Annotated in this window: 21 protein-coding genes and 1 pseudogene; 9 read left to right on the forward strand and 13 right to left on the reverse strand. The window is 71.3% G+C overall.

The window, feature by feature from the left end:
• From ABD224_RS26775 to ABD224_RS26790, 4 genes are all read right to left on the reverse strand, one after another.
• A partial coding sequence (locus ABD224_RS26775; protein WP_344054410.1) for a 2-oxoglutarate dehydrogenase E1 subunit family protein occupies positions 1-325 on the reverse strand: 325 nt, incomplete at its 3' end.
• A gap of 284 nt (positions 326-609) precedes the next feature.
• Positions 610-1,716, reverse strand: a complete 1,107-nt coding sequence (locus tag ABD224_RS26780) for a sensor histidine kinase (RefSeq protein ID WP_344054412.1) — start codon at positions 1,714-1,716, stop codon at positions 610-612.
• Positions 1,713-2,450 (reverse strand): response regulator transcription factor, encoded by a 738-nt coding sequence (locus tag ABD224_RS26785; protein WP_344054414.1) that lies wholly within the window; start codon positions 2,448-2,450, stop codon positions 1,713-1,715. The genes ABD224_RS26780 and ABD224_RS26785 overlap by 4 nt, the downstream gene beginning before the upstream one ends.
• 122 nt (positions 2,451-2,572) lie before the next feature.
• Entirely contained in the window at positions 2,573-3,250 is a 678-nt protein-coding gene (locus ABD224_RS26790) for a spermidine synthase family protein (RefSeq protein ID WP_344054416.1), read from the reverse strand.
• Between the two features lie 417 nt (positions 3,251-3,667).
• Here ABD224_RS26790 and lon point away from each other — a divergent pair, with 417 nt between their 5' ends.
• Complete coding sequence (lon, locus tag ABD224_RS26795; protein ID WP_344054418.1) at positions 3,668-6,202, forward strand: endopeptidase La; 2,535 nt, start codon at positions 3,668-3,670, stop codon at positions 6,200-6,202.
• A gap of 284 nt (positions 6,203-6,486) precedes the next feature.
• A complete protein-coding gene (locus tag ABD224_RS26800; protein WP_425581062.1) occupies positions 6,487-7,050 on the forward strand; it encodes a MarR family winged helix-turn-helix transcriptional regulator in 564 nt (187 codons plus the stop codon).
• A gap of 53 nt (positions 7,051-7,103) precedes the next feature.
• Here ABD224_RS26800 and ABD224_RS26805 read toward each other — a convergent pair whose 3' ends face one another.
• Positions 7,104-7,892 carry a protein phosphatase 2C domain-containing protein gene (locus ABD224_RS26805; protein WP_344054420.1) on the reverse strand — a complete coding sequence of 263 codons (789 nt, stop codon included), beginning with the start codon at positions 7,890-7,892 and terminating at the stop codon, positions 7,104-7,106.
• A 413-nt stretch (positions 7,893-8,305) separates the two neighbouring features.
• Here ABD224_RS26805 and ABD224_RS26810 point away from each other — a divergent pair, with 413 nt between their 5' ends.
• From ABD224_RS26810 to ABD224_RS26830, 5 genes are all read left to right on the forward strand, one after another.
• Complete coding sequence (locus ABD224_RS26810) at positions 8,306-11,227, forward strand: nitrate- and nitrite sensing domain-containing protein (protein WP_425581063.1); 2,922 nt, start codon at positions 8,306-8,308, stop codon at positions 11,225-11,227.
• Entirely contained in the window at positions 11,224-11,739 is a 516-nt protein-coding gene (locus tag ABD224_RS26815) for a roadblock/LC7 domain-containing protein (RefSeq protein ID WP_344054425.1), read from the forward strand. The genes ABD224_RS26810 and ABD224_RS26815 overlap by 4 nt, the downstream gene beginning before the upstream one ends.
• Entirely contained in the window at positions 11,736-12,146 is a 411-nt protein-coding gene (locus ABD224_RS26820; RefSeq protein ID WP_344054427.1) for a DUF742 domain-containing protein, read from the forward strand. Before ABD224_RS26815 ends, ABD224_RS26820 begins: the two co-directional genes overlap by 4 nt.
• Entirely contained in the window at positions 12,127-12,780 is a 654-nt protein-coding gene (locus ABD224_RS26825) for a GTP-binding protein (protein WP_344054429.1), read from the forward strand. The genes ABD224_RS26820 and ABD224_RS26825 overlap by 20 nt, the downstream gene beginning before the upstream one ends.
• Before the next feature lie 66 nt (positions 12,781-12,846).
• Positions 12,847-14,109 carry a styrene monooxygenase/indole monooxygenase family protein gene (locus ABD224_RS26830; RefSeq protein WP_344054431.1) on the forward strand — a complete coding sequence of 421 codons (1,263 nt, stop codon included), beginning with the start codon at positions 12,847-12,849 and terminating at the stop codon, positions 14,107-14,109.
• Here ABD224_RS26830 and ABD224_RS26835 read toward each other — a convergent pair.
• The 4 genes from ABD224_RS26835 to ABD224_RS26850 all read right to left on the reverse strand — a co-directional run bounded on the left by ABD224_RS26835 (position 14,073) and on the right by ABD224_RS26850 (position 17,492).
• On the reverse strand, positions 14,073-15,323 hold the full coding sequence (locus ABD224_RS26835; protein ID WP_344054433.1) for a C40 family peptidase: 1,251 nt from the start codon (positions 15,321-15,323) through the stop codon (positions 14,073-14,075). The genes ABD224_RS26830 and ABD224_RS26835 overlap by 37 nt on opposite strands.
• A gap of 112 nt (positions 15,324-15,435) precedes the next feature.
• Positions 15,436-15,756 carry a hypothetical protein gene (locus ABD224_RS26840; RefSeq protein ID WP_344054435.1) on the reverse strand — a complete coding sequence of 107 codons (321 nt, stop codon included), beginning with the start codon at positions 15,754-15,756 and terminating at the stop codon, positions 15,436-15,438.
• On the reverse strand, positions 15,749-16,408 hold the full coding sequence (locus ABD224_RS26845; RefSeq protein WP_344054437.1) for a TetR/AcrR family transcriptional regulator: 660 nt from the start codon (positions 16,406-16,408) through the stop codon (positions 15,749-15,751). Before ABD224_RS26845 ends, ABD224_RS26840 begins: the two co-directional genes overlap by 8 nt.
• Before the next feature lie 145 nt (positions 16,409-16,553).
• Positions 16,554-17,492, reverse strand: a complete 939-nt coding sequence (locus ABD224_RS26850; protein ID WP_344054439.1) for an AurF N-oxygenase family protein — start codon at positions 17,490-17,492, stop codon at positions 16,554-16,556.
• Positions 17,493-17,623: 131 nt separating this feature from the next.
• Here ABD224_RS26850 and ABD224_RS26855 point away from each other — a divergent pair, with 131 nt between their 5' ends.
• Positions 17,624-18,736, forward strand: coding sequence for a ferritin-like domain-containing protein (locus ABD224_RS26855; RefSeq protein ID WP_344054441.1), 1,113 nt, complete (start codon positions 17,624-17,626; stop codon positions 18,734-18,736).
• 80 nt (positions 18,737-18,816) lie between these two features.
• On the forward strand, positions 18,817-19,416 hold the full coding sequence (locus ABD224_RS26860; protein ID WP_344054451.1) for a Uma2 family endonuclease: 600 nt from the start codon (positions 18,817-18,819) through the stop codon (positions 19,414-19,416).
• Here ABD224_RS26860 and ABD224_RS26865 read toward each other — a convergent pair.
• The 4 genes and pseudogenes from ABD224_RS26865 to ABD224_RS26880 all read right to left on the reverse strand — a co-directional run.
• Positions 19,413-19,950 (reverse strand): annotated as a pseudogene (locus ABD224_RS26865) (DUF3291 domain-containing protein). The gene ABD224_RS26860 and the pseudogene ABD224_RS26865 sit on opposite strands and share 4 nt — an antisense overlap.
• Before the next feature lie 40 nt (positions 19,951-19,990).
• Positions 19,991-21,460, reverse strand: coding sequence for a penicillin-binding transpeptidase domain-containing protein (locus ABD224_RS26870; protein WP_344054443.1), 1,470 nt, complete (start codon positions 21,458-21,460; stop codon positions 19,991-19,993).
• Between the two features lie 19 nt (positions 21,461-21,479).
• Positions 21,480-22,841 carry an FtsW/RodA/SpoVE family cell cycle protein gene (locus ABD224_RS26875; RefSeq protein ID WP_344054445.1) on the reverse strand — a complete coding sequence of 454 codons (1,362 nt, stop codon included), beginning with the start codon at positions 22,839-22,841 and terminating at the stop codon, positions 21,480-21,482.
• 68 nt (positions 22,842-22,909) lie between these two features.
• Positions 22,910-23,259: SH3 domain-containing protein (locus tag ABD224_RS26880; protein ID WP_344054447.1), on the reverse strand; the 350-nt coding region annotated here is incomplete at its 5' end.

The following is a 23,259-nucleotide window of genomic DNA, read 5'->3' on the forward strand; positions in this document are numbered from 1 at the left end:
GACTTGGCTTCGGCGCGGCCGGGGGCTGCGGTGCGGCCGCGGGCTGCGCGGGGGCGGCGGGGGCGGCGGGGGTCTGCTGCGCGGTGGTGGTCCCCGCGGTTCCCGCGTCCGTGGCATCCGCCGTGGCCGGGGCGGCAGCGCCCCCCTTCTTGTAGTCGGCGAAGAAGTCCCACCAGGCGCGGTCTACGGAATTCGGGTCCTGGAGGTACTGCTGATAGATCTCGTCGACGAGCCACTCATTGGCACCGAACGCGGCCGTGGGGTTCTTCCCGCCTTGGTCGGTATCGGTCGAGACGCTCGTGTTACTGGGGGACTGTGGCGACACAGCGGTAACCGCCCTCTTCCGCTTCACAAGATGATGGGACAGCGGGAATCAAGGCTACGCCTCCTGGCCCCTCAAGGTGAGGCCGGGCTGCTCCTTCGTCGTGTAAGTCACATCTAAAGCAGGGTTTCAGGGCCGGAATTGGCGGGAAACAAGCCTGGTTCTGCTGCGTGCGGGAAGGGTGGGCCCGGGGCCGGCTCCTGGGAGTGACAGCCCCCTGCCCTGGTCACACGTGTCCGTCTGCGGGGACGTGTGTGCGTCTTGATGGTTCAAGATCCCACTTTACGTCAATTTGACGGAGAAGAAAGCCCCGGAAGAGTGACGCGGATCCGGCAGCCACGCTCGGATTCGGCCACACCGATGTGGCCGCCGTGCAAATCCACCGCCCAGCGGGCGATCGCCAGACCGAGTCCGGTCCCGCCGTCGCTGCCCGGGCCGTGCGGCCGGCTCACCGCGCCCCGGTTGAACCGCTCGAAGACGCGGTGCCACTCCGACCGCGGGATGCCCGGCCCCTCGTCCAGGACCTCGATCACCAGGGACTCCGGCTGCGGGCCGCGCCGCGCCTTCACCGTCACCCGTCCGTGCGGCGGGCTGTGCTTGACCGCGTTGTCGATCAGATTGGCGACGACCTGGTGGATGCGCTCGGGGTCGGCGTGCGCGGTCAGCTCCGTGGGATGGACGTCCAGGTGCAGATGCACGTCCGTACGGGTGTGGCTGCCGGAGTCGGAGGCGATGCCGGCGCGGGCGGAGGCGACCATGTTGGCCTCCTTCAGGACGCCCGACAGATAGGGCCACACCTCGAAGCGGCGCTTCTTGAGCGGGACCACGCCGTTGTCCAGACGGGACAGGTCCAGCAGTGTCTCCACCAGCCGGCCCAGCCGCTCGGTCTGCTTCAGCGCCGTACGCATGGTCTCGGGATCGGCCTCGGTGACCCCGTCGACGATGTTCTCCAGCACCGCGCGCAGACCCGCGATGGGCGTGCGCAGCTCGTGCGAGACATTCGCCACCAGCTCCTTGCGCTGGCGGTCCTGGGCCTCCAGGTCGTCGGCCATCCGGTTGATCGTCTGGGCCAGGTCGCCCAGCTCGTCCCGGCGGTTCTCGCGCACCCGGCGCGTGTAGTCGCCGTGCGAGATGGAGCGGGCCACCGCGTTCATCTCGTCCAGCGGTGCGGTGAGCGAGTGCGCCACGAACTGTGTGATGAGGAGCGTGGCGATCATCGAGAAGACCGTGATGAAGCGCAGCTCCGTCTCCGTGCGCACCGCGATCATCAGCAGACCCGTGGTGATCAGTACCGAGATGACGACCAGTGCGCCCAGCTTGGTCTTGATCGAGAACGGGCGTACGCCACCCCAGGGCTCCCCGGGTTCCCTCCGTGTGGCCGGCCCGGCGCTCATGGAGTCGGTGTCTCCAGCGCGTAGCCCACGCCGTGCACCGTGCGGATCCGCTCGGCGCCGATCTTCCGGCGCAGCGCCTTGATGTGGCTGTCCACGGTCCGGGTGCCGGAGGCGTCCGCCCAGTCCCACACCTCCGCCAGCAGCTGCTCGCGGGAGAGCACCGCGCGCGGGGTGTTCGCCAGACACACCAGGAGGTCGAACTCCGTCGGTGTGAGGTGGACGTCCTCGCCGCGCACCCGCACCCGGCGCTGGGCGTGGTCGATCTCGAGTTCACCCAGACGCAGGGTGCCGTTGCGCGGCGTCGCCGCGGCGAGCGCGGCCCGCTCCACGCGGCGCAGCAGCACGTGCACGCGTGCGGCCAGTTCGCGCATCGAGAACGGCTTGGTCATGTAGTCGTCGGCGCCGACCCCGAGGCCGACCAGCATGTCGGTCTCGTCGTCCCGCGCGGTGAGCATCAGCACCGGCACCGGGCGGTGGGCCTGCACCCGGCGGCAGACCTCCAGGCCGTCGAAGCCGGGCAGCATGATGTCCAGGATCAGCAGATCGGGCTGCCAGGCCTCGGCGACCTCGACGGCCGCCGGGCCGTCGAGCGCGGTCTGTACGAGGAATCCCTCGGCGCGCAGGCGGGTGGCGATGGCCTCCTGGATGGTCTGGTCGTCCTCGACCACCAGCACCCGGCGCTGGGCTCCCGGAGTGGCTGTCGTGCCGTTGTGCGCGGTGTGTGTCTGTTCCATCGCCCGCCCCTGAGTGTGCTTTGAGGAATCCGTGCGGTGATTCGGTGACTGCGCGTAGTTGCGATTGACGCTTGAATGATCGGCGTCAGGGCAGCAGCGTACGGGGAGTCACCGCGGCTTTGCTATCCAGGCCATACCCCGAGGTGCACGACGTCGGGAACGCCCCGGGCAACGGGGACTTCTTCGGTACGCACATGCTGGAATCCGGCATTCCGCATGGTTTCCTCGAAGTGCGAGGACGGTTTTGCCGACCATACGGCGAGGACTCCACTCGGCGCCAGAACCCTTGCGCAGCTTGCCAGTCCGGCCGGCCGGTACAGCTCCTCGTTGTCCTCGGTGACCGTCCAGCCGGGGCCGTTGTCGATGTCGAGGCACAGCGCGTCGAACAAGGCGGAGGTCTTTTCGAGGTAGGCGACCAGATCGGCTTCGACGATCTCGGTGCGCGGGTCGGCGAGTGCCCGGGCGGTCAGTTCGGCGAGAGGGCCGTCGCGGTGCCAGTCGATGATTGCGGGTTCGCGTTCGACAACGGTGATCCGCCCCCAGCGGGGATTCGCGGCGGCATGGACGAGTGAGAAGCCGACGCCCAGGCCGCCGATCAGCACGCTCGGCTCGCGCCGGGGACCCAGTGCGGTGAGCGCCGCGTCGACGAGGAGACGTTCGGAGCGGCCGTCGGAGGTGTCCATCAGAAAGCAGCCGTTGGCGATGATCTGCAGCAGTGCGCCATGCCGTCGCAGCACGACCTCGCCGTAGGGGCCCTCGCGGCGGTCCAGGACCACAGGGGTGTCGTACCAGGCGGTCATGAGGTCATCCTGCCCCAATGCCCCGCCGCAACCACGTGAAGCGCGGGCGGCGCACGCGTATGCGTGCTGCACCCGCCGTTCGGGTGAACCGCCGGCCCCGTGCGGCACGCGCGCGTGTGCCGTACGGGCCGCCCCACGGGAGTGCCCGCCGCGCGCGGAACGCCCGGTGGTCCCGCCGCACCCGCAGTCGCGTCGCGACAGCGGACGGGGGTGCGCTCGCCTCGCCCGGGAGGCGGCCGTGCCGGCCCGGCCCACCCCGGGTTTCCCGGGCGCCCGGCACGGGGGAGGCACGGTTGTCCGCGGCTGCGCCGCGGCGGGGTTCCCGTGATCGCTCACAGCGAACGTGAGGCGGGGAACAATCGGCGGCTTCCATGCATTGAGTCGACAGAACTCAACTTGACTGCCGAAGGGGAGATCATGGCTGCTGAGCCCGGCGCGTTCACACCACTCACCCTGCCCGTGCTGCCGCTCGACGACGAGGTCGTGCTGCCCGGGATGGTGGTCCCGCTGGAACTGAGCGACTCCGAGGTGCGGGCGGCGGTGGAGGCCGCGCAGGCCGCCGCGAAGGACGAACCGGGGAAGCCCAAGGTGCTCCTGGTGCCGCGCATCGAGGGGACCTACGCCGAGATCGGCGTGCTGGGCACGGTCGAGCAGGTCGGCCGGCTGGCCGGCGGCGACCCGGGCGCGCTCATCCGCGGTCGCGCCCGGGTGCGGATCGGTGCCGGGACCACCGGGCCGGGTGCCGCGCTGTGGGTCGAGGGGACACGGATCGACGAAAGCGTGCCCGACCCGCTGCCCGGCCAGGTCATGGAGCTGGTCAAGGAGTACAAGGCCCTCGCCACCGCCTGGCTGCGCAAGCGCGGCGCCTGGCAGGTCGTCGACCGTGTCCAGGCCATCGACGACGTCGCGGCGCTCGCCGACAACTCCGGCTACTCGCCCTTCCTGACCACCGACCAGAAGGTCACGCTGCTGGAGACCACCGACCCGGTCGCCCGTCTCAAGATCGCCACCCAGCAGCTGCGCGACCACCTCGCCGAGCAGGACGTCGCCGAGGCCATCGCCAAGGACGTCCAGGAGGGCGTCGACAAGCAGCAGCGCGAGTTCCTGCTGCGCCGCCAGCTGGAGGCCGTCCGCAAGGAGCTGCGCGAGCTGAGCGGCGACAAGGGGGGCGAGGAGTCCGACGACTACCGCGCCCGTGTCGAGGCCGCCGATCTGCCCGAGCAGGTCCGCGAGGCCGCGCTCAAGGAGGTCGACAAGCTGGAGCGCGCCTCCGACGCCTCGCCCGAGGGCGCCTGGATCCGCACCTGGCTCGACACGGTCCTCGACATGCCGTGGAACAAGCGGACCGAGGACGCCTACGACATCCGGGGCGCCAAGGAGGTGCTCGACGCCGAGCACTCCGGCCTGGAGGACGTGAAGGAACGCATCATCGAGTACCTGGCCGTGCGCAAGCGCCGCCGCGACCGCGGCCTGGACGTGATCGACGGCGGGCCCGGCCGGCCCGAGCAGTCCGAGGAGCGGCCCGACCGGCCCGACCAGGCCGACCAGGCCGAGCAGGAAGCGGAGCGGAACGTTCCGGCCGGGAGGAGGAGCGGACGGCGGGGCGGCGGTGCCGTCCTCGCGCTCGTGGGGCCTCCCGGTGTCGGCAAGACGAGCCTCGGCGAGTCCGTCGCCCACGCCATGGGCCGCGCGTTCGTCCGTGTCGCCCTCGGCGGCGTCCGCGACGAGGCCGAGATCCGCGGCCACCGCCGGACGTACGTCGGTGCGCTGCCCGGCCGGATCGTGCGTGCGATCAAGGAGGCCGGGTCCATGAACCCGGTGGTCCTGCTGGACGAGATCGACAAGGTGGGCTCCGACTTCCGCGGCGACCCCGCCGCGGCCCTGCTCGAAGTCCTCGACCCGGCCCAGAACCACACCTTCCGGGACCACTACCTGGAGGTCGAGCTGGACCTGTCGGACGTCGTCTTCCTCGCCACCGCCAACGTCCTGGAGGCGATCCCGGAGCCCCTCGCCGACCGTATGGAGATCGTGCGCCTGGACGGCTACACCGAGGACGAGAAGATCGTCATCGCCCGCGACCACCTGATCCCGCGCCAGCTGGAGCGGGCCGGCCTGCGCGCTGACGAGGTCACGATCGAGGAGAGCGCGGTGCGCAAGCTGGCCGGCGAGTACACGCGCGAGGCGGGCGTGCGCAACCTGGAGCGGTCCATCGCCCGGCTGCTGCGCAAGATCGCGGCCCAGCACGAACTGGGCGAGCGGGAGCTGCCGTTCACCGTCCGGGAGGAGGATCTGCGCGGTCTGCTCGGACGCCCGCGCCATGTGCCCGAGGCGGCCCAGGACCCGGCCGAGCGCCGTACGTCCGTCCCGGGCGTGGCGACCGGCCTCGCGGTCACCGGAGCCGGCGGCGACGTCCTCTTCGTCGAGGCGTCCCTCGCCGACCCCGAGACGGGCGCGGCCGGCCTGACCCTGACCGGTCATCTGGGCGATGTGATGAAGGAGTCCGCGCAGATCGCGCTGAGCTTCCTGCGCAGCCACGGCGCCGAGCTGGAGCTGCCCGTGGGCGATCTGAAGGACCGGGGGGTGCACATCCACTTCCCGGCCGGTGCGGTCCCCAAGGACGGCCCGAGCGCGGGCATCACGATGACCACGGCCCTCGCGTCCCTGCTCTCCGGCCGTCTGGTCCGCCCGGATGTGGCGATGACCGGCGAGGTCTCGCTGACCGGCCGTGTCCTGCCCATCGGCGGCGTGAAGCAGAAGCTGCTCGCCGCCCACCGCGCCGGGGTGACCACCGTCATCATCCCCAAGCGCAACGAACCCGATCTGGACGACGTCCCGGCCGAGGTGCTGGACAAGCTCGACGTCCGCACCGTCACCGACGTCCGCCAGGTCCTCGAACTGGCCCTCGAGCCCGCGACCAAGGGCGCGGAGCCGGAGGTTCCGGTCGCGGTGTGACGGACGCGGCCGGAGGACAGAAGGCCCGGGTGCCGTGAGGGAGGCCCGGGCCTTCGCCGTGCGTGCGTACGGACACCACTCAAAGGACCGCCCGCGCCCGTCCGAGGACCGCCCCGCCCGGCCGAGGAGCTGTGCGCACGGCGCCTGTCCGGACGACAGGCACCGGCTGGGGGCGGGACCGGATTCCGCCGTCGGCCCACGCCTGCGAAATACTGACGGAACTGCGGCGATGGCCCAGACTGGCGGAAACCTTGAGCAACGGGAAACTTCAGGCAGGGACCGACGTGCACGAAGACGCAGACCGCGACGGACGTGGAGTCGCACCCGGCGCGTCGCCCAGGAGTGCGGCCCCCCGTAGGACCGGCCCGAGCGGCGCGGATCCCCAGGGGACAGACCCGAGCGGCGCGGACCCGAGCGGCACGGACCGGGAATTCCTCTCCCTGGAGCGGGAGCTGACGGTGCTGCTGCGGCGTGCCAGGGCCAATCAGAGCGAGATGGCCCGCGAGGTCCATCCCGACCTGGAGTCCGCCGCGTACGGACTGCTGGTCCGGCTGGAGGAGGGCAGCCGGCGCGCCACGGACCTCGCCGCGTACATCGGCGTCGGCAAGGCCACCATGTCCCGCCAGCTGCGCGCCCTGGAGGAACTCGGCCTCGTCACCCGCACGCCGGACCCCGCGGACGGGCGGGCCTGGCTGGTGACCCTCACCGACGAGGGCCGCCGCCGGGTCGGCCGGGTGCGCGAGGCCCGCCGTGCCCGCTACGTCAGCCAGCTCGCCCACTGGGACCGCCGCGAGGTGGCCGAACTCGCCCGGCTGCTGCACCAGCTGAACCGGGTCATGGAGAAGTAGCCGGAAGCAGCCGGAAGCAGCCGCCCTTCGCCCGGCCCGCCCGGCGGCCGGCCTCACGGCTCGACGAACACCACCGTCGCGTCGTCGTGCGTCTTGCTGCGCCGCAGATGGGTCCGCTCCTCCTGGTCGGCCGTCTCCAGGGCCCGTACCCGTTCCACCAGCGCCCGCGCCCCCTCCTTCCGCACGAGACCGACGCACTGCGCCCAGTCGCCCGCACGGAACGTCTCCACCCAGCGCGCCGCCCCGTCCGTCAGGGCGGCCAGTGCGCGGACCTCGCGGCGCGGCACGCTGCCCGTCACGGCCCGCTCGGCCACCGAGGGGTCCGCCGCCGCGGTGAAGAAGCCGCCCTCCTTGTTGCGGACGACGGCGTCGATGAGCGCGTCGGTGGCGAGCGAGGCCCGGGGGAGGCGGGCCAGCCGGTCGTCCAGGACGGGGGTGACCGAGCCGTCGGCGGACTCCAGCAGGAGCACCGAGTCGGCCAGCACCAGGTAGTCGACCGTCTCCGCCGACCAGCGGGCCAGAACGACGGTTGCCTGGGGAGTGCGCGGGTGAGAAAGGTCACAGGTTTCGGCGTGCGATGCGGCGGTACGTGCAATGGCACGCGAAAGAATCTCGGACAGCGTCAGATCCGGGCAGGAAACGGTCAGTTCGGTCAGTGCGCCACCGAGCCGGGCGGTGAACCACGGAACCGGATGCGAACACCCCGTTCCGGTTCTCGGCGGCGTCACTCCGTCCAGGACGACGAGGCAACCACCCTGTCCAGACACGGGTAGTCCGACACTCGCGAAGTCCTCGTTGGGGCAGTCGCGACGGCCTGGCTCCGAAACAACCTCAGTGCGCATCCGGTCAGTCTGCACGAGGCCTTCACCGGGTGTGCGGAAGGGTGGCGACGGGCCGGGGAAGGACACGGGAGCGCAGGCCGGGCGTCTGATTTGGGTGGGAATGAAGGGATCTTTGGAAGGTGTAGCGGCGAATATTGCCAAAGCCTGCCGCAGACGTCCAACCGGCTCGCCGCACACGCCCTTCGCGGCCGACGGAAGAACTTGCCCGCCAACTCTCCTCCGGGGTTCACTCCTTCGGGTGGCCGGTCGGGCGATGCGGGACCGCCGCCCACCGGCACTGGGAGGGTCGGGAGCCGGCACGGGTCCCCCGCTCGAGGCTCGAGCGGAGCCGGGAGCGCGGGGGAGGGTGTACGCACCCGTCCTCGCCGGCTGACGCGGGCACCACCCGGGCCCATGGGTACACGAGTACAGGAATGCGAGCACCGGTGCAGAAGACGCGGCTTCGGCGCACAGGCAAGCAGACGGCCTCGGCAGGAGACCCGGAGCAGACGCCCGGCACCCCCGGCACGCCCGGAAAGGCCGGCGCATCCGGCGCCCCCGGAAAGCCCAACCCTCCTGGCGCATCCGCCGTTCCCGTCGGCAAGGGCCGTCCCACCCATGTACGCAACCGTCTGATCGCGGCCGTCGCCGTGGTGGCCGCCGCCGTGGCGGGCGCCGGCGCCCCCTCGGTGATCGCCGCCTCCGGGCAGCTGCACGACTCCCAGAACCTGGTGACGCTCGCCGAGCAGACCCAGAGCGCGCTCACCCTCGCCCACGCGCTCGCCGACGAGCGCGACGAGGTCACCTCCTACCTCGCCGCGGGCCGTCCCAAGACCAAGGCGCCCTCGCAGCAGCGCAGTACCCGAGTGGACCGCCAGGTCGACGAGCTGCGCTCCGACCCCGGCACACCCGCCTGGCTGCGCAAGGACCTCGACGGCATCGCCGCCGTGCGCCGTGCCGCGCTGACCGGGCAGAGCAGCGCCCTGCAGGTCCACCAGGCGTACTCCACCGCCATCGCCGACCTGCACAGGCTCGCCGAGCAACTGGCCGAGCGGATGCCGGCCCGCGCCGGTTCCGGGGCGTACGCGCTCGCCGAGCTCGACACGGCCGTCCAGCAGGCCGCCGCCGCCCGCGGACTGCTGCTCGCCGCCCTGAACATCCCGGACTCCAGCCAGACCGTCATCGACCCGGTCACCGGCCTGCCCACGGAGGTCAGCACCTCCTCCGAGTCCGACACCAAGCAGCGCGACGCCCTCAGCGCCGCCGCCCAGCAGGCCCAGCTGCGCTCCGACGCGGCCCTCGCCGCGTTCCGCGACATCGCGCCCAAGGCCGCCCGGGCCTCGTACGACTCCACCGTGACCGGGCCCGAGGTCGACGCCGCCGAGAAGTACCTCACCTCCCTCACCGACCAGCCGAAGCTCTCCGACAGCGACCTGGACACCAGCGCCAAGAAGGCCGACGCCGCGCTCAGCGCCCGTGTCGACCTGATGCGCGGCGTGGAGTCCTCCCTCTACGACCGCCGCATCAAGGACCTGGAGAAGCTCCGCGACGACGACGTCACCGCGCTGGAGATCCGCATCGCCCTGCTCGGCGGGCTGCTGCTGGTCACCATCGGCATCACCACCGCGCTCGCCCGCACGCTGACCCGCCCGCTGGCGGTGCTGCGCCGGGGCTCGGCCCGCCTGGCCGACGCGGCCGACCCGGCCACCGAGGAACCCGTCAAGTTCACCGGCCGCAACGACGAGTTCGCGCAGGTCGTCCGCTCCGTCAACGCCCTGCACGCGAAGGCCGTCGCCCTCGCCGAGCGGGTCGCCACCCTGGAGACCGACCGCAAGCACCTGGTCGGCCAGCGCCAGAAGATGGCCGACGCCCGCGAGGAACTCCAGGCCGAGCTGAACAAGTCCACCAAGCGGCTGGAGCAGCTGCGCGCCGGCATCGGCGGCACCTTCGTCAACCTGGCGCTGCGCACGCTCGGCCTGGTCGAGCGGCAGCTCACCATCATCGAGGGCCTGGAGAACAAAGAGCAGGACCCGGACCGCCTGTCCACGCTGTTCAAGCTCGACCACTTCGCCACGGTCATGCGCCGGCACAGCGAGAACCTCCTTGTGCTGGCCGGCACCGAGCACATCCAGCACACCACCGGCCCGGTCCCGCTGGTCGACGTCGTCCGGGCCGCGGTCAGCGAGATCGAGCGCTACGAGCGCGTCCGTATCGCCGCGCTGCCGCCGCACACCCATGTGGCCGGCTTCGCCGCGGACGACCTGTCCCACCTGCTGGCCGAACTCATGGAGAACGCCACGTCGTTCTCCCCGCCCGACCAGCCCGTCGAGGTCTCCGGCTGGCTTCTGGAGAGCGGCGAGGTCATGCTCTCCGTCCAGGACGAGGGCATCGGCATCTCCGCCGACCGGCTGAAGCGCCTCAACGCCCGCCTCGCCGACTTCGATCCGGAGTCCCCCTACGACCAGGAGAGCGAGGACGGCCTGGGCCTCGGCCTCTACGTCGTCGCCCGTATCGCCCACCGCCACGGTGTGCGCGTGCAGCTGCGCGAGCAGAAGCAGGGCGGTACCGCGGCGGTCGTGGTCGTCCCCAAGGCCCTCCTGGTCTCCGCCCCCGCCTCCGCCGCCACCGCCTCCCGCACGTCCTCCGCCGACACCTCCACCGTGTCCCTCCCGGGCGCCGACGCCGAGGTCAACTCCAACGTCCTCCCCGGCCGCACCCAGCCGAAGGAGCCGGCCGCGGAAGAGCAGTCCCCGGAGGCGAAGTCCGCGGAGGAGAAGTCCGCGGAGGAGGAGCCCGCGAAGGAGCCGGCCGCGGAGGAGCCGGCCGAGACGACGATGGAGCTCCTGCTCCCGTCCCCGGCGAAAGAACCGGCACCGGATCAGTCGGCCGCACAGGAGCCGGCTTCGGATCAGCAGGCTTCGAAGGAACCGGCTCCGCAGCAGCCGGCCTCGAAGGAGCCGGCCCCCGAGTCCTCCGCACCCGCCGACGGCGAACAGCCCCCGCAGGGGCCGTCCGCACCCGGCCACGAGACCCGTACGGACGGTGCGGGGGAGAACACCCCGGCCGGCACCGAAGGCGAAGCCGAGACCAAGGCCGACACCGAGGTCGAGGCCGAGCACCAGCGCACTCCCGATGAGGCGGAGGAACCCGTCACTGCCAAGGGCCTGCCCAAGCGCACACCAAGGATCACTGCCCCCACCACCCCGCCCCGTCAGCGCAGCGCCTCCGTCAACGCCGAGGAACTGCGCCGTCGCCTCGGCGGCTTCCAGCGGGGAGCGAAGGCGGGCTATCGCGACGTGGAGGCGGAAATCGCAGAACGGAAAAAGGGGGGCACAGTCGAGGAGGCAAGCAGTTGACCGCGCCCAGTACCTTCGGACTGAGCAGTGAGGCCCGCAACCTGCACTGGCTGCTGAACAATCTCGTGGAGGAGGTTCCCGGCATCCGGTCCGTCGCCGTGGTCTCCTCCGACGGCCTGCTGCTCCTCTCCTCCGACCCGGACCGGAACGAAGAGGCCCGCCAGGCCCGCGAAACGCCTCGCACCGGCCCCCGCGGCTCCTCCGCCGACCTCGCCACCATCGTCTCCGGCATCGGCAGCCTCACCGTGGGCGCCGCCAAGCTGATGGAGTTCGGTGCCGTCAAGCACACCATGGTCGCGATGGAGGAGGGCAGCCTGTTCGTCATGTCGATCAGCGACGGCTCGCTGCTCGGCGTCCACGGCTCCCCGGACTGCGACATGAGCGTCGTCGCGTACCACATGGCGCTCTTCGTGGGCCGCGCCGGACACGTCCTGACGCCGGAACTCCGCGACGAATTGCGCAGATCCCTGGAGAACGAGACCGACGAGAGCCGTCAAGGGGCGGTTCAGTGAGCGGCGCCCAGAAGAAGCTCCCCGTCCGTGGCGCCGACCGCAAACCCGCCCGGGTCCGCCCCTACACGCTCACCGGCGGACGCACCCGCTTCGGTCATGTCCTCCTCGTGGAGACGTTCGTGGCCGCGCTGGAGGCGCCCGGGAAACGCAAGGAACTCGCGAACGGTTCCCTCGCCTCCCGGGTCACACCGGAGATGCAGGCCATCGTCGAACTGTGCCGCCGTATGCGCACGGTGGCCGAGATCGCCGCGCTGCTGAAGATGCCGCTCGGCGTGGTCCGTGTGCTCCTGAGCGACCTCGCGGACCAGGGAAGGATTCGTGTATACGGAACCGGGACCGGCCACGGCACGGGCCGTCCGGACCGCGCTCTGCTGGAAAGGGTGCTGAGTGGACTCCGCCGTCTCTGACTCCGCCGTCACCGACGCCCCCGGCGTCGCCCCGCTCGTCGACGAGCCCGACGAGGAGTTGAAGCCCTGGCAGACGGACCGCACCCGTGCCCCGATCGCCACCAAGATCGTGGTGGCCGGCGGTTTCGGCGTGGGCAAGACCACGCTGGTCGGCGCCGTCTCGGAGATCACGCCGCTGCAGACCGAGGCGCTGATGACCGAGGCGAGCGAGGGGACCGACGACCTCACCGCCACACCGGGCAAGGTGACCACCACGGTCGCCATGGACTACGGCCGCATCACGCTCGACGACGACCTGGTGCTCTACCTGTTCGGCACGCCGGGCCAGCAGCGGTTCTGGTTCATGTGGGACGACCTGGTGCGCGGTGCCATCGGCGCCGTGGTCATGGCCGACACCCGCCGGCTGAAGGACTGCTTCCCCGCACTGGACTACTTCGAGAGCTGCGGGCTGCCGTACGTCGTCGCGGTCAACCACTTCGACGGCAGCGAGCTGTACGAGCCGGAGGACGTGCGGGAGGCGCTGACGATTCCCGCGCACATACCTGTCATGATCATGGATGCCCGGCGGCGGAGTTCGGTCATCGAGACCCTGCTGGCCCTCGTGACCCACGCACTCGAGGAGATCCCCGAGTAGGACCCGCAGGCCCCGTCCCGCGGGCAGCCAGCGAGTAGCCCAGAAGTCGTAGGAGGCAGCACCCGTATGCGGAGAATACTCATCGTGGGGGCCGGTCAGTCCGGGCTTCAGCTCGCCCTCGGTCTCCAGTCGCACGGGTATGAGGTCACCCTGATGTCGAACCGGACCGCGGACGAGATCCGTTCGGGCCGGGTCATGTCGACGCAGTGCATGTTCCACACCGCCCTGCAGCACGAGCGTGACCTGGGCCTGAACTTCTGGGAGCCCCAGACCCCGAACATCGAGGGACTGGGCGTCTCGGTCGCCGCCCCCGGCTCCCACGACCCCGGCCCCACCCAGCGCGCGATCGACTGGGTGGGCAGGCTCGACGGGTACGCGCAGTCGGTCGACCAGCGGGTGAAGATGTCCGGCTGGATGGAGACGTTCGCGGAGCGCGGCGGCCAGCTGGTCATCCACGGCGCCACGGTCGGCGACCTGGACTACTTCTCCCGGACGTACGACCTCGTGCTCGTCGCGGCGGGCAAGGGCGAGCTGGTGTCGATGTTCGAGCGGGACGCCTCCCGCTCCCCGTACAGCGAGCCGCAGCGCGCACTGGCGGTGGCGTATGTGCACGGTCTGGCCCCGCGTCCGGAGCACCCGGACTTCGACGCGGTCCGCTGCAACATCGTCCCCGGGGTCGGCGAGATGTTCATCATGCCGACCTACACCCTCTCCGGCCGCGCCGACATCCTGTTCTGGGAGGGCATCCCCGGCGGCCCGCTCGACGTCTTCCAGGGCGTCAAGGACCCCAGTGAGCACCTGAAGCTGACGCTGGACCTCATGAAGACGTTCCTGCCGTGGGAGTACGCGCGGACCACCGGCGTCGAGCTCACGGACGCGAACGGCGTCCTGTCCGGCCGCTACGCCCCGACCGTGCGCAAGCCGATCGGCCGTCTGCCCGGCGGCGGGGCGGTCCTCGGCGTGGCGGACGTCGTCGTCGCCAACGACCCGATCACCGGTCAGGGCTCCAACTCGGCCTCCAAGTGCGCCGCCGTCTACCTGGCGTCGATCCTCGAGCGCGGCGACAAGCCGTTCGACGAGGAGTGGATGCAGCAGACGTTCGACCGCTACTGGAACACCGCCCAGCACGTCGTCAAGTGGACGAACGCCATGCTGGCCCCGCCGCCCGAGCACGTCCTGGACATTCTCGGAGCGGCCGGTGAGTTCCAGCAGATCGCCGACCGCTTCGTCAACTGCTTCGACAACCCGGCCGACCTGGAGGACTTCTTCTTCGACCCGGACAAGGCCCGGGCCTACCTGGCCGAGGTCTCCGGGGCCTCCGCCGCGTAGAGGCCGGCGTCCGGCCCGTCCAGGGCGCCCGGGGGCAGCCGCGGCGGCACATAGCGCGGCAGGGGCGCCCCGCCCGGGTCGGGCCGGACGGCCCCCAGCACCGGATTGGCCGCGATCGGCGACACCTTCACCCTGGCGCCCGGCCGCGGCGCGTGCACCACCATGCCGTCGCCCAGGTAGAGGGCGACATGGGTGGCCTCGGGGAAGTAGACGACCAGGTCGCCGGGCCGCAGCTCGCTCAGGGGGACACGCCTCAGACGGGCCCACTGCTCCTGGCTGGTGCGCGGGATGGACACCCCGGCGCGACTCCAGGCCTGCGAGGTCAGCCCCGAGCAGTCGTACGCCTGCGGGCCCTCCGCGCCCCACTGGTACGGCTTGCCGAGCTGCCGCACCGCATAGCGCACGGCCTGCTCGCCCCGCCGCGACGGCGGGCGCAGTCCGCTGAGCACCCCGGAGGCCAGGAACGTCCGCTGGGCCGTGGCGATCCCGCTCTTCTCGAACGCGGCGAGCGCCGCCAGCTGTTCGGCGCTCAGCGAGGCCAGCAGCCGTTCCACGTCGTGCAGCCGCCTGCGGATGTCGTCCCGGGCCTGCTGCTGCCGCCGGGCGAGGGCGAGCTGGGTGGCGTACGCCCTGCGGGCGTCGCGGGCGAGAGCGGCGGCCCTCTTCTCGTCGGCGGTCAGCCGGTCGACCGCCTCCGCCCGCTCCCGCGCCAGCTGTCCGATCACATGGCCCTCGTCCAGGGCCTGCTGCGGATTGCGCGCCATCAGCAGCCGCAGGTACGAGGACAGGTCGGTGGTGCTGTTCTGGTACTGCTGCCGGGCCAGCCGGCCCGCCTCCGCGCGGCTGCGCTCCAGGGCGCGCCGGGCACGGGCGAGGGCGGTGTCGAGACGGTCGACCTCGGCGCGCTGCTTCCTCAGCCGCTCCTCGAGGGCGTTGTAGGTCTCGGTGGCGCGCCCGGCCTGCCGGTACAGCGTCTTGAGTTCCGTCAGCAGCGCGGCCACGGACCGCTGTCCGGACGGAGGCGGGCCGGGCGCGGCGGACGCGGTGGGGACAGCGGACGCGGTGGGAACAGCAGGCGTGGCGGGCGCGGTGGGTGCAGTCGGCGTGGCCGGCGCGGTGGGTACGGCGGGCACGGCCACGGCGGCCACCGGTACGAGGGCGGCCTGTGCCGCCACCGCCACCGAACACACCAGGCGCGGCACTCTTCCTGACACGTCATCACCTCCGGTGCGGGGCGGCGTTTCCGCTCCGCACGGTGAGGATTAGACGTATGAGACGTATGAACCGACTGTGTGCGCATCCCTTGCGCCGGACGGCGCAAGGAGGTCACTCCTCGGTGTCACCCGGCTTGCCGGAGGCGCTGGTGTCCGGTGCGGACCACGGCCACTTCAGCCGGCGGCTCGTCTCTCCCTCGGGATCGAACTCGTACTTCCACCCCTGGGGCAGCCCCAGTCTCCTGCTGTGCCCCCGCGGCACCCGCCGGTAGACGAGCACGGTCGGCGGTCCGCCCGCGGCGTCCGGGACCGGAATGCGGTACGTCTTCGGCGGGTTCCCGGTGAGCCCCACCAGCACGGGCAGCACCCGACCGTCCATCGGTCCGCCCTCGAACGGAGTGTCCTCGCTCTTCACGGCACCAGTGTCAGCCATCCTCGAAGGCCCGCACACGCCGCATCAGCGCGGCGGTCTGGGCGTCCCGGGCGGCCGTCACCCCCATCACGGCCATGAACTGCTCGACCAGCCAGTCCCGCAGCTCCTCGGCGGGCGGCTGCCTGCCCTCGTCGAGCCAGATCAGGGAGGCGGCCTCCACCGCCGTGATCCACATCCGCACGGTCATGCGCAGCCGCGGGCCGGGGTCCGTGACCTGGAGATGGCCGAGGATCTGCTCGGCGGCGGATCTGCGCACCCCGTCCACGATGGCGGTGGTCCGGGAGGTCTCCACCACGCTGCCGCCCCGGAGCAGTGCGGTGAACCCGGTGGCGTGCTGGTCGACGAAGGCCAGATAGCGGTCCAGGACGCGGGCGAGACGGGAGAGCGGAGGGCCCTCGTGCGGCTCGTCGAGGCAGTGCCGCAGCTCCTCGGCGGCGGAGCGCAGGGCAGCCTCGTACAGCTGCTGCTTGCCGCCGGGGAAGTACCGGTACACCAAGGGCCGCGACACCCCGGCCGCCTCCGCCACGTCGTCCAGCGAGACCTCCTCGGGCACCCGCTGTGCGAAGAGGGACAGCGCCGCGTCGAGCAGCTGCGCGCGCCGCTCCTCGACACTGAGCCTTCGGTAGGCGGGGGTGGACGGGGCAGGGCTCATGCTGTGCAGCGTAGCCGTGCCGTCGCCCGAACAGGCGCCCGGCGTCCACCCGCGTCGACCCGGAGACGTCCTGGGGCGTCCCGGGGCGTCCCGGAGAAGTCCCGGGCGTTCGGCGCCGGGAGGGACACGACGGCCCGCGGCCCGCCTACGCCAGCAGCCCCGACGACTTCCACAGCCGGCGGCCGACACCCCGCAGGACCCCGATGTCGTCCAGGAAGTCCGTCAGCCGCTTCGCCCCCGTCTGCATGACCTCCCGCCGATGCGCGCTCGCCTTCACCTGGGCCACCGCCTCCCGCTTGTCCAGTCCCACGTTCGTGTAGACCTCGGGGTTGACGAAGGCGACGGAGAACACCCGGGCGAACTCACCCGAGGTGATCCGGGTGAACTCCCGCGACCACCTCGGCGCGGTCACCATCTGCCGCCGCAGCTCCTCACGGGCGTACCGCACATGCCGCGCCTCCTCCACGACGTGGATCCGCGTTATGCCCCGGATCAGCGGCTGCACCCGCTCGTCCGGGAACGTCAGCCGCTGCATCCAGTCCAGGACCTCCTCGCCGAGCAGGGTCGCGGTGAAGGAGCCGGGGGTCGTGGAGATGGTCTTGAACAGCCGGCCGAGGGCGTGGTGCACCCGGCTCACCGGGTACCAGGGCGTGCCGCTGCGCGTGATCACCCGGGCGAACATCTTCGAGTGCCGGCACTCGTCCTCGATCTCGGTCAGCGCGTAGCGCACATGCGCGCTGGTCGCCGCCTTGTCGTAGATGTGCCGCACCAGCAGCTGCATGAGGATGATCTCGAACCAGATGCCGAGCGAGGCCAGCGCCGCCGCCTCGTGCCGGGACAGCAGGATCCGCTGCTCCTCGCTCATCCGCCGCCACAGCGGCGTGTCGTACAGCGACACCAGCTCCGGCGGCCAGAACCACTTGCCCTCCTCGAAGGGCGCGTCCCAGTCCAGCTCCTTGTCCGGGTCGAAGGAGTGCTTGGCGGAAGAGTCGAGCAGCCGCTCGGCCACCTGCTCCCGGTCCTTGAGCAGCCCGAGCGCGTCGCGCACACCGGCGAGCGCGTCGGCTTCCGTCACGGTCGTCATGGCTGTGTCCACCTCGTCGTACGGGATGTGGCCGGATCGGGCCCCATCCTTATAAGACTGCTTGTCAGCAAGCGCGTCAATCCCCCGTGAACGACTTGTTGACTCGGTGTCTACGTGTGAACCTGCGAAGTATGCCGACCCATGACCTGTACGCCCGGAGTCCGGGGGACCCGCACTGGCAGATTCCCGCGAGCGGCGCGGCCCGCTTCAGCTGGGAGTACGACGACGGCCGCGAACGCCTCCTCGCCCTGTACCAGAAGGGCAAGGACAAGCAGTGGGACGGGCAGAAGCGGATCGACTGGGACCTGGAGGTGGACCCGTACGACCCGCTCGGCACGCCCGAGGAGGCGATGGTCCTGTACGGCACGCCGTACTGGGCGAAGATGACCGACCGGGACAAGGGCGAGCTGCGCCGGCACTTCGCGTCCTGGCAGTTCAGCCAGTTCCTGCACGGCGAGCAGGGCGCGATGATCTGCGCCGCGCGGATCGTGGAGTCCGTTCCCGACCTGGACGCCAAGTTCTACTCGGCGACCCAGACGATGGACGAGGCCCGGCACGCCGAGATCTACGGCCGCTTCCTGCACGAGAAGATCGGGCTGGTCTACCCGATCAACGACAACCTCCGGTCCCTTCTCGACGACACCCTGCGCGACAGCCGCTGGGACATGCCGTACCTGGGCATGCAGGTCCTGATCGAGGGCCTGGCCCTGGCCGCCTTCGGCATGATCCGCGACACCACGAGCAAACCCCTGCCCCGGCAGATCCTCGCCTACGTCATGCAGGACGAGGCCCGCCACGTGGCCTTCGGCCGCATGGCCCTGCGCGACTACTACAAACAGCTCACCGACGCCGAACTGCGCGAACGCGAGGAGTTCGTCATCGAGGGCTGCTATCTGATGCGCGACCGTCTGCGCGGCACCGAGGTCCTCGAGAACTTCGGCATCCCGAAGGCGGAGGCCGAGGAGCTGAGCGAGCGCTCCGAGTTCCTGCACCTCTTCCGCCGGCTGCTCTTCAGCCGCATCGTCCCCTGTGTCAAGGACATCGGCCTGTGGGGCAAACGCCTCCAGCAGGCCTACGTCGACATGGGCGTCCTCGAACTGGGCGACTCCGACCTGGACCAGCTGATGGCCCAGGACGAGGAGATCGCGGAGAAGCTGGACGAGGAACGCTTCGCGGCGGAGGAGCGGGAGCGGGTGGCGGAGGTGGAGGAGGCGATCGAGCAGGGACGGCGCCTCGACGGCTGACCACCCGATCGGGGGAGGAGACGGCAGATGTGTCTCGGTAGGCTGGGCGCACCAGCAGACTCCGTCGCATGGGAGCACACATGAGCGCCGCGCGCGACTACGGGCTGGACGAGGACTACGAGTGGCCCCGTCCGCCGGAGGGCGGCTGGACGGCGGACGACCTGGACCGGCTCCCGAACCTGCCTCCGCACACGGAGCTGATCGACGGGAGCCTCGTCTTCGTGAGTCCGCAGACGAATTTCCACTCGCGCGCCGTCCGCCTGCTGGACAACGCTCTGCTGGATCAAGTACCGGACGAGCTGGACGTCATTCGAGAAATGACCATCAAGCTCGACAAACGCAATCGGCCGGAGCCCGATGTCCTGGTGTTCCGCGTGGATGCCGACACCGGCCCGAAGCAGACCTGGTACCGGCCGGAGGACGTCGTCATCGCCGTCGAGGTCGTCTCCGAGGATTCGGAGGTGCGGGACCGAGAGGTGAAGCCACGGAAGTACGCGCAGGCGGGCATCCCCCACTACTGGCGCGTCGAGGAAAACCAGGGCCTTCCCGTGGTCTACGTCTATGAACTCGATCCCGCCACCCGGGCCTACGGCCTGACCGGAATCTTCCACGACAAGCTGGAACTGGTCGTTCCGTTCCCCGTCGAGATCGACCTCACAGCCATCGACCGTCGTCGCTAGACCGAGCAGCCCAGCCCTTCCGGCACCTCGCCGAGCACCGGTTCCGAGGCTCCCGGCGGGAACGACGTCCGGAGGGTGAAGGCGTACGGGGTCGGGCCGTTGGTCCGCAGGTGGAGCAGGCGGGCCTCCGCCTCCGCCACGGTCGGGCGGTGTCCCGCCGGCACCCACCACAGTGCCGTCACCGCCTCGTCCAGGCGCTCGAACCTCCCCCACTGCCTGACGGCGTGGGGGGACCCCCACCCGTCGCCGGGCCGGCATCTCCCGGTGCCGCCCCTGGTACATGAACGCCTTCAGGGCATCGACGTCCCGCCACACCGTCAGATTGACGATCAGCCACCTGTCGTCGAAGAAGGGGATGTTCGTCGCGTTGCCGGACTCGTCCTTCAGGCGCCAGACGAAGCCGTCGGCGGCTCCCGTGTCGGCGTTCACCGGGTCGAGCGCGTCGACGAAGTCCTTTCACCGGGGCGAGTCCAGGGGGGCTTTGAGGCGGGCGCTGTCGATCTGGGCGAGTTCGTACGCAGCGTCAGAGATCATGCGTGCACGGTAGGAGGCCGGGCAGCCGGTAACCCCCGTCTCATCCCGTGGTCGGCGACCGCAGCACCGCCTCCATCACCGCCCGGGCGATCGGCGCCGCCGTACCGCCCCCGCTGATCTCGCCGCGCCGCGCCGACGAGTCCTCCACCACCACGGCGACCGCGACTTTCGGCTCCAGGGCGCCGTCCTTCTGGGCCCAGGAGATGCACCAGGCGTACGGCGTGCCGGAGTTGCCCGGGCCGTGCTGGGCGGTGCCGGTCTTGGCGCCCACCGTGGCCCCGGGGATCGCCGTGTTCCGGCCGGTGCCGTCGGTGACCACACCGGCCATCAGCTCCCGCAGCCGTGCCGCGGTCGTCGGGCGCATCACCTGCCGCGCCGGACGGGAGCCGGCCGCGGACACCGTGCCGCCGCTCCGGCGTGTCGTCCGTTCCACGAGATACGGCGTCCGCACCTGTCCGTCGGCGGCGACCGCCGCCGCCACCATCGCCATCTGCAACGGGGTGGCCCGCGTGTTGTACTGCCCGATCGACGACAGGGCCAGCTGCGCCTGGTCCACCTGGGTGTCGAAGGTGCTCGGCGACACCCAGAAGGGAATCCTCAGATCCTCGTCGTTGAAGCCGAATCCCTCCGCCGTGGCCCGCATGCCCTCCACCCCCACGTCCACCGCCAGCTTCGCGAACACCGTGTTGCACGACCACTGGAAGGCGTACCGCAGGGACGCGTTCTCGCAGCCGTCGGCCTCGTTGACCAGCTGGGTGGTCGTGCCCGGCAGCCGGTACGGATCCGGCGAGTCCGTCCGCGCGTCCAGGTCCTTCACCACGCCCGCGTCCAGCGCCGCCGCCGCGGTGACCACCTTGAACGTCGACCCCGGCGGATACGTCTGCCGCACCGCCCGGTTCAGCATCGGCTGCTCCGGATCCTGGTTCAGCCGCGTCCACGCCGCCACCACCTCCGGCCCGTTCCCGGACAGCTCCGAAGGGTCGTACGACGGCGTGGACACCAGCGCCAGAATCCGCCCCGTCAACGGCTCGATCGCCGCGACCGCCCCCTTGCGCGAGCCCAGCCCGTCGAAGGCGGCCCGCTGTGCGGCCGGGTCGAGCGTGGTCACCACATTGCCGCCCGGAGGGCGTGTCCGCGTGAGGTCCTGCCACAGCGGGAACACCGACAGCATCGGATCGGTCCCCGACAGCACGTCGTCCTCGGTGTGCTCCAGGAACGTCGTCCCGTACAGCTGCGAGGCGAACCCGGTGACCGGCGCGTACAGCGGCCCGTCCGTGTAGGTCCGCTCGTAGCGCAGCTGTTCCCCGGTGTCCATGGAGCCGGTCACCGGCCGGCCGCCGACCAGGATCTCGCCGCGCGGCTGCTGGTAACGGGCGATGACGGAGCGGCGGTTGGCCGGATTCCCGTTGTACGACGGCCCCTGCACCACCTGCAGCCACGCCGTGTGCGCCAAAAGCGCCACCAGCAGCAGGACGCAGAAGACGGCGGCATGCCGGATGTGCCGGGTCAACGGACACCCCCTCGCACGCTCATGGGGCCACCCTCCCGTCGTACTGACGACGCGCCACATGGCTCACCCGGATCAGCAGCGCCACGATCGTCCAGTTGGTGACGACCGACGAGCCGCCCTGCGCCAGGAACGGCATCGCCAGGCCGGTCAGCGGGATCAGCCCGGTCACCCCGCCCGCGATCACGAACACCTGGAGCGCCACCAGCGAGGCCAGACCGACTGCGAGCAGCCGGCCGAAGGGGTCGCGCAGGGCGAGCCCCGCCCGGTAGCCGCGCTCCACGAGCAGCGCGTACAGCAGGAAGACGGCGGCCAGCCCGGCCAGCCCCAGCTCCTCCCCGGCGGTGGCCAGGATGAAGTCGGACTTGACGGCGAAGCCGACGAGGACCGAGTGGCCGAGGCCCAGCCCGGTGCCGGTCATCCCGCCCGCCGCGAACGAGAACAGCGACTGGGCCACCTGCCCCGGTCCCTCACCGGCCTCGATGGACGCGAACGGGTGCAGCCACTCCCCGATCCGGTTGTGCACATGCGGCTCCAGCCGGCCGACCGTGACCGCCCCGGCCGCGGCGAGCAGCAGCCCGACCGCGATCCAGCCGGTGCGCCCGGTGGCGACGTACAGCAGGACGACGAACAGTCCGAAGAACAGCAGGGAGGTGCCCAGGTCCCGTTCCAGGACCAGCACCCCGACGCTCAGCAGCCAGATCGCCACCACCGGCCCGAGCACCCGGCCGGTGGGCAGCTGCAGCCGCCACACCTGCCGTCCCGCGTACGCCAGCGCACTGCGGTTGGCGGCCAGATACGCGGCGAAGAACACCGCCAGCAGCACCTTCGCGAACTCGCCCGGCTGGATGGACAGACCGCCGAACCGGATCCAGATGCGGGCGCCGTTGACGGCGGGGAAACAGATGGGCAGCGTGAGCAGCGCGAGCGCGACGACCACACAGACGTAGGCGTAGCGCTGGAGCCACCGGTGGTCGCGCAGCACGAGCACCACCAGGATGAACAGCGCCACGCCCAGCGTGGACCACACCAGCTGGGCGGGCGCGGCCTCGTCGCCCGGGGTCTCCAGGTCCAGCCGGTAGATCAGCACCAGGCCCAGCCCGTTGAGCAGCACCCCGATGGGCAGCAGCAGCGGGTCGGCGTACGGCGCCCGCAGACGCACCACGAGGTGCGCGAGCAGCGCGAGCACCCCGAGTCCGGCGCCGTACCCGGCGGCCCCGGGCGGGACGGTGCCGGACCGGGCCAGGCCGACGGCGCAGTAGCCGTACACCGGCAGCAGGACGGCGGGCACGATGAGGGCGAGTTCGACACCGCGGCGCCGGGGCAGGCGGACGGCGGGCAGGGGCGGGTCCGCCGCTGCCACGGGGGTTCCGACCTTGGTCATGTCCGGAACCTATACAAAAGACAGGTTTGTCCCTCTGAGCGCCGACACCAGCGTGGCGTGGGGGAGTGTCAGCACCAGCGCGGCGCGGGCCCGATGTTCTCGATGAACCGCGCCGGAGCCCACGCCCAGGCCCGGTCCGCGAGCAGGTACCACACACGGCCGCCGTACAGATCCCAGCCCGGTGTCCTGCAGAAGATCCAGACGATCTCGCCGGGCCGCGCGACCCGCAGCACCCGGCTGTCCCAGTCCGGCCGGCTGCGCAGGGCGACCCCGCCGCGGGCCACGACGATGCCCCGGGAGAAGCGGGGGACCCGGCCGCCGTGCACGCCGGTGGGCTGCGCGACCGCCCGGTGCACGACGGCGCTCGCACTGCCGCCGAGCTGGCCGCCCGCACCCACCGCTGTGCCGTCCGCTGAAG

Origin of the sequence: Streptomyces thermoalcalitolerans (genome assembly GCF_039525155.1) — a bacterium.
Taxonomy (GTDB): domain Bacteria; phylum Actinomycetota; class Actinomycetes; order Streptomycetales; family Streptomycetaceae; genus Streptomyces; species Streptomyces thermovulgaris.